Source organism: Gemmatimonadota bacterium (genome assembly GCA_021295815.1).
GTDB lineage: Bacteria > Gemmatimonadota > Gemmatimonadetes > Longimicrobiales > Gaopeijiaceae > JAGWBQ01.
The window spans coordinates 2197-5768 of sequence record JAGWBQ010000032.1 but is presented as its reverse complement, the minus strand read 5'-3'; the positions used below and the strand labels follow the sequence as shown (position 1 = coordinate 5768).

At 72.1% G+C, this 3572-nt stretch carries 6 protein-coding genes; all 6 read right to left on the bottom strand.

Annotation, left to right across the window (positions count from 1 at the left end):
* Nucleotides 1-228: 228 nt before the first annotated feature.
* Nucleotides 229-1434, bottom strand: coding sequence for a hypothetical protein (locus tag J4G12_10295; GenBank protein ID MCE2456180.1), 1206 nt, complete (start codon nucleotides 1432-1434; stop codon nucleotides 229-231).
* On the bottom strand, nucleotides 1431-1772 hold the full coding sequence (locus tag J4G12_10290; GenBank protein ID MCE2456179.1) for a helix-turn-helix domain-containing protein: 342 nt from the start codon (nucleotides 1770-1772) through the stop codon (nucleotides 1431-1433). Before J4G12_10290 ends, J4G12_10295 begins: the two co-directional genes overlap by 4 nt.
* On the bottom strand, nucleotides 1772-2272 hold the full coding sequence (locus J4G12_10285; GenBank protein MCE2456178.1) for a hypothetical protein: 501 nt from the start codon (nucleotides 2270-2272) through the stop codon (nucleotides 1772-1774). The genes J4G12_10290 and J4G12_10285 overlap by 1 nt, the downstream gene beginning before the upstream one ends.
* Nucleotides 2272-2835 (bottom strand): crossover junction endodeoxyribonuclease RuvC, encoded by a 564-nt coding sequence (locus tag J4G12_10280; protein MCE2456177.1) that lies wholly within the window; start codon nucleotides 2833-2835, stop codon nucleotides 2272-2274. Before J4G12_10280 ends, J4G12_10285 begins: the two co-directional genes overlap by 1 nt.
* Complete coding sequence (locus J4G12_10275) at nucleotides 2807-2965, bottom strand: hypothetical protein (protein ID MCE2456176.1); 159 nt, start codon at nucleotides 2963-2965, stop codon at nucleotides 2807-2809. The genes J4G12_10280 and J4G12_10275 overlap by 29 nt, the downstream gene beginning before the upstream one ends.
* A gap of 75 nt (nucleotides 2966-3040) precedes the next feature.
* A partial coding sequence (locus J4G12_10270) for a hypothetical protein (protein MCE2456175.1) occupies nucleotides 3041-3572 on the bottom strand: 532 nt, incomplete at its 5' end.

The following is a 3572-nucleotide window of genomic DNA, read 5'->3' as shown; positions in this document are numbered from 1 at the left end:
TCGCGCCGGAGCGTTTCGAGAGCCGCTCGTTCCGCGAGTTGCTGCCGCGCCTGCGGGTGAGCCTGCTTGCGGTCGACGAGGCCCACTGCATCTCCGAGTGGGGCTGTCCCCCGCGGCCGCGGCCGGCACCGTCCGCGTAAGGCGTTGTCCCGCCCGTGCTTCGGTCGCGGGATCGCCTGGTGTTCCCCGGATCCCGCCCCACGTGCTCGCAACGAGTGCTCGCAAATCCTACCCCCCGTCCCCGCCCGAGGCCCGCCCGAGATAGGCTTGCATGTCCTCCACCGTCACCTCGTCGTAGGTCCGGCGGAGCGTGTCGAAGTTGGTGCCCGCGAGCTGCTCCTGGACGCTCGCCGGCAGGTTGCGGAACGCCCGGTCGCGCACCGCGGCCCGCTTCTCCGCATGGAACCCGATCCTGGCGATCCGACGGCGAAGTTCTCCGCGATCCCTCGATGGAACCGAGGCCATCCAGCGCGCCTTCGCCCTCCTGAGCCACTTCTGGCATGTGCCCCGGGAAACCGCCCCGTCGCGTCCGGGGAACACCGGCGCGTCGCCGATGCCCCTGGGAAGAGTCCGGACGACCTCCAGGGCTCCGGCTGTCATGGGCGTGACGTTTTCGCGCCCCGCCTTGTCGGTCTCGGCGCGCCACCGGATGGTGCCGGCCCTGAGATTGATGTCGCTCCAGCGAAGCCGACGGATCGCGCTGTTGCGCCGCGCGGTCTCGCGCCCGAGCCAGAGCATGGCGGCAAACCGCCAGTTTCCGGGCGCGTGGGCGATCAGCCCCGCGCGAATCTCGTCCGTCATGCCGGGCCGCCGAGGGTTCCTTTCCTTCGGCGTCTCCCAGCGCCCGCCCCGGCGCACGTCCGCGCTCCAGGGGTTCGACCCGGCGAGCCCCGCCCCGACCGCCCAGTTGAGGACGGCGACGAGAAAACCCAAGTCGTTGCCGACCATCCCGTCCTTCACCGGCCGCGGCCAGCCGGGGATCGTTCCGGCCCTCCGCATGGCGACGAACCTGTCCCAGTCGATCCGGTCCAGGCTCTCCGGCCGTCGCCCGTTCCGGCGTCCCGCCTCCGGCTGCGCGTCCAGGAACGCGAGCCAGACCCGGCGGGCGCGGCGGTCGTGCGCCTGCTTCGAGCGGCCCTTCGATGGTGTCACCTCCATCTCGTAGCGGTCCAGCACCTCGGCAAGCGCGGGCGCGGCGGGCTCCGCCCGAGGTTCGGACGCGAGCCGGGCGAACCGGGCCGCCAGCTCGTCGGCCTTCGCCTTGGCGGAAAGTGGTGTCGTGACACCCCTGAGCAGGGCCGCCCGTCTTCGCCGGTCCTCGTCGAACCATTCCAGGTAGTACTTCCCGTCCCGTCCCTGCCGGAACGCGCGCACCCAGTTGCGCCCGCGCTCGCCCGCGTTGTAGGACCAGTGTTTCTTCTTCCGTCGTTTCATGAGGGTGCTCCTCGTTCGACGACGGCGCGGGCAAGCTGCGAGCGCAACGTAGCGGCTCCGGGCTTGCGGGGCAGGTGGCGGCGGAGGACGCGGATGCGAGGATCCCTGCCCGCCGCGGGCAGCCTGCCTTCGCGGACCAGTCGCCGGAGGTGCGAGCGCGAGTAGCCGCACTCGGCCGCGGCCTCCGCGAGCGTGAGTTCCTCGGCGGCCTCGCCGCGCAGCACTGCCTCGGCTTGCTCGGCGGCCCATTCGAGAGCCGCGGCTTGGGCCCGAGCGCCGCATTCGCGCATCATCTCCGCGCGCTCGCGGAAGGCGGCGGGCAGCTGACCGGTCCTCATCACACCCGCCTCGCGGCGGGCAGCAGCCGTACGCTGCGTTGGCCGGGTTCGAGCCGCGCGCGCCGGGCGAAGAGCTCGGCCATCGTCGTGGTCTCGCCCGTCTCGTCGTCCCAGACCTCGATGTCGGCCATGAACGCGCCCTCCACCGTTCGGAGACCCAGGCGCGTCGCGAGCAGAAGCTGCTCGGTCAGGTCCTTCATGTGGCGCCAGGCGATCCGGTGCGCCTGGTCCGCGATCTCCGCCCGCGTCTTGCGCGAGTTCGGGCCGCGGGCGTCCCAGAGGATCCGGGTGATCGTCTCCTCCGGGGCCCTGAGCACGACGGGGACCTCGCCGGCCTCCGGGTGGCGGACGGCGAACCGGACTCCCTCCAGCCGCCTCCGGTCGTCCCAGCGCATCTCGAAGCGAGAGGCTCCGTACTTGCGCGCGAGGTCGCAGATCTGCTGCGCGGACCGCGCGGCCTCGACGCTGGTCGTCTGGTACTTCACCACCTGGCGCGCCATCAGGCGGCTCCGCGCTTCACGGCTTCGCCCAGACCCGGCCAGGCGATCTTCCCAAGCGCCCGGAGATGCGTCTTGGGCAACTTGACGGCACCGGGAAGCCCGTAGCGCTGCAGCGCGGCTTCGAGCAGCCAGAGCGCGTCGGCCTCGTGTGTGCTCGAGCCCTGGTAACCCAGGCGGCGGATCGCCGCCGCGAAGACCGCCTCTTTGGCCGCGTTGCCCCGGCCCGTGGCGAGCATCTTGACGGCCGCGGGGGAGACGACGGCGAGGGGGGTGCGCATCCGGTGGAGCGCGAGCCGGATGACGCCGCCGAGTTCGCCGAGCTGGTAGGCGGCCGTGCCCTTCGAGCCGTAGGAGTAGCCCTCGAGGACGACCAGGTCCGCGCCGTCGACGGCCTCGCGGATGCGCTGGTCGATGTGCGCCAGGCGCGCGGCGCCCACAACTCCCCGGGGCGGCGCGATGACGTGCGGCGGGATCCCCGGGTCGACGGCGACGCCGGTGGCGGCGAGCGACGGGTCTAGCGCGACGACGCGCATCTCAGGCCCCGTCCCGGCGCGGCGGGGCATCGTGGATCCGCCGGCAGTCCGCGCAGTACTTCACGGCCCGGCCTCGAACGGGGTACTGATCACCGTCGAGCGACTCGATCAGCAGCCGCGCCGCCTCGTACGTCACGTACTCGGTCCACGCCCCGCTCACAGTCCCGCCTCGAGCGCCGATGTGCCCGCCCGCCTGTCGTCGAGCGCGAGTGCACGCCGCCCGCTTCGGGCAGGCTCAAAAGGGCAGGTCATCGTCCGGGTCCGGCTTGGCGGGAGCGACTGCGGCGGTTGCGGTTGCCGCCGGCGCGGCCCCCGATGAAGCGGCCGCGCGCAGCAGCGACCCGAACCGGGCCTGCAACTGGCCGACCCTGTCCGTGTCGACACCCCGGTTCGGCTTGTGGTCGCCCGGCTGCATCCACGACGCCTTGTGCTGGACCCGCCCGTTGTATTCCTCGCCCCTGACCACGACTTGCACGGTCCGGCCGGGCGGCGGCCCCATGACGCTGTCGAGGCTGCCGTCCCAGCCGAGCGAGTTCCTCAGCTGCGCGACGGCGCTCGCGTTCACGGTTCCGTTCCGCTTGATCACCCACCAGTTGCCGAAGACGCGGTAGTCCTCGTAGCCGGACCAGTCTTCCCAGTCCGCGCCGTTCCATTCCTCGAGAATGTGGAGCTCGCACGAGACGGCCACCGCGCCGCTTTCGGCCTCGTAGACGCTCCAGCTCAGCAGGCGCGCCTTGAACAGGCCGTCGCGGTCCAGCGCGTTCATG